Source organism: Acinetobacter sp. 809848 (assembly GCF_000581275.1).
Lineage (GTDB): Bacteria > Pseudomonadota > Gammaproteobacteria > Pseudomonadales > Moraxellaceae > Acinetobacter > Acinetobacter pittii.
On record NZ_JEXG01000094.1, the window covers coordinates 1 to 2092 of the forward strand.

The window sequence follows — 2092 nt, forward strand, 5'->3', positions numbered from 1 at the left end:
TCAAGCAAGCATGATTGAGCTGGCAAAAGCAATTTCGCCTATTCTAAAAGGCTTTAAAAATATTGTGGGATATGGCGGTGTAGGACGACGCATTACTGAAAATTTAATTAATGAGAATATTAAGGTCGTTATTGCAGAAGAGAATCGTGAAATCGTAGAAAAACTACGTAACGCAAATATTGCTGCTGTGAGTGGTGTTGCTACTGAACCAAGTGTTTTAATTCAAGCACATATCATGCATGCACGACTCTTGGTAATCTCACCTATGGATATTTTAGATATTCACCGTATCGTGGCGATTGCCAAGCAATTAAATCCTCAGATTCAGGTATTAATTTGCGCAGAAAGCAAAGAAGAAGCAGCGGTTATCCGTGATGAAAATATTGGCGAAGTGTTCTATGCAAAAGAAGAAATGGCAAAGAATATGAGTCACCACATCTTAAATCAGATCGAGCTTGCTCATCAGTCAACAATTCATTAACCCATATAAAAAGCGTACTCAAGAGTACGCTTTTTTTAACTCAAGAATTTAGGCTGTTCGTCTAATACCTCAGCCTGCCACTCGTTTACCTGCTTTTCCAGCAGTCCAAATAATGCAGCCTGAATCATATGCTGAGCAACAACTGGAGTCTGCTCACCCAAGATTGCTTTGACTTCATCGCTAAATTGAATTTTAACCAAGGGTTCATTCTCAGAACCTGCATTACGCAAGGCGAGTTCGCCACCTTCGAGTTGAACTAATTCCAACACTGCTTCTTGATTTCCAAATAACTCTTTCAATTGCTGTATAGACATATACTTCCTCCATGTTTCAACATGGTGGCAAAGCACCCTTGCACTTTGCATCTCTTGTCTTATTTATATAGGCACACCTAGTCTAAATTTCAAGCATCTAGGCAGTTTAATTTTAGAACTCGACCATTTCGTTACGAAAACCATCAATTAAATGACTTAATTCTCGGTGCCATTCACGCAAGATTTTAACATCTGGCAACCAAGACTGAGGCCCTTGTGTCACTTTAATAATAAGGTTAGAAGAAGTTTCTTCTTCAGGAGTCGGTTCTTTTGGTTCTGGGGCGTATTGGCACATACGATAAGCTCGTTTTAACTCTGCAACAAAACCATCTTTTGCCAATTGCTGCAAAACGGACACTTCAGGGGAAACCTGTCCTTTTGCCGCCATATGTTCCTCAATAGATTTTAAGGTGGGTTGCAAATCATTTAAACGGTAATAACGTACCAATTCTTGTAAGAACGCTAACATTGCGCCATGTAAATGAAATACAGCTGCTTCACGGTAAGCTTGTACCTGCTGCACATGATCGGTCTGCTCTGCCTGTTGACACGCTAGACGTGCAAAATAGAGCTTCTGATTGGTACGATCGGCATGATAACGAGCAACACGTGACATAACTAAACTTTCCTGTTCTAAAATCGCCATTGCAATAGCTATTCTTAGCTTAACGACTCCATTGATAAAATCAACGTTATTTATGGTAAATCCAGCTCAACTTGATAAATTTTACGTTTAGCTAAAATTTTTACTGGCTGCCTTAAAGGGCGAATATTACTTAAAACCCAAGCAAAATAGCCTTCACTCCAAGCAGATGCACAGGCTAAATTGACCTCGTCATTTCGCCAAGTATGAACTGAGGTCGACATCAACTAAAGCGACAGCAACTCCTTCCTCTTCATCAGTATCTTTAACCAGAAAGTTCTGGTTTTCGACAATTAATAGATCTTTCACTGGTAACTGCGTAGGTATCCATGAACGCACTTCAAGTGTTTTTATACCTTCAGCAATACGAGTACCATTCGGCGTTACAATCGAGAGAGCTAAAAATTGTCTTTTCACCAGGAAAACTTATTCTTCGGCTGCTTTAACTCGAATTCCATAGCCTTTAACTTTAAGCGTATTTAAGCCTTTAATTGCCTTAATCGCTTCACGGGGATTAGGCATTTCAACAAAACCAAAGCCCTTCGACTTACCTGTATCTTTATCAGTCACCAGAACACATGTATCAACTTTACCATATGCCTTGAATAACTCTAAAACTTCAGCTTCACTTACAGCACGATCTAAATTACGAAC

At 39.5% G+C, this 2092-nt stretch carries 4 protein-coding genes and 1 pseudogene; 1 reads left to right on the forward strand and 4 read right to left on the reverse strand.

All coding sequences use genetic code 11. The features are described from left to right. Positions 1-481, forward strand: a 481-nt coding sequence (locus J536_RS23685; protein ID WP_032064188.1) for an NAD-binding protein, incomplete at its 5' end; no start/stop codon positions are given. 35 nt (positions 482-516) lie between these two features. On the opposite strand, the gene J536_RS23690 is transcribed toward J536_RS23685, so the two are convergent. The 4 genes and pseudogenes from J536_RS23690 to J536_RS23700 form a co-directional block, all read right to left on the reverse strand. Next, entirely contained in the window at positions 517-795 is a 279-nt protein-coding gene (locus tag J536_RS23690) for a hypothetical protein (protein WP_002114792.1), read from the reverse strand. 112 nt (positions 796-907) lie between these two features. Next, positions 908-1411, reverse strand: coding sequence for a DUF6586 family protein (locus J536_RS23695; protein ID WP_005066079.1), 504 nt, complete (start codon positions 1409-1411; stop codon positions 908-910). Between the two features lie 80 nt (positions 1412-1491). Beyond that, positions 1492-1855, reverse strand: a pseudogene (locus J536_RS26360) (ASCH domain-containing protein). Between the two features lie 9 nt (positions 1856-1864). Then, positions 1865-2092, reverse strand: a 228-nt coding sequence (locus J536_RS23700) for an RNA recognition motif domain-containing protein (RefSeq protein WP_032064189.1), incomplete at its 5' end; no start/stop codon positions are given.

What these genes read in the sequence shown, in the direction of transcription:
- J536_RS23690 (WP_002114792.1), bottom strand. Translation starts at nt 795, where the DNA reads ATGTCTATACAGCAATTGAAAGAGTTATTTGGAAATCAAGAAGCAGTG.
- J536_RS23695 (WP_005066079.1), bottom strand. Translation starts at nt 1,411, where the DNA reads ATGTCACGTGTTGCTCGTTATCATGCCGATCGTACCAATCAGAAGCTC.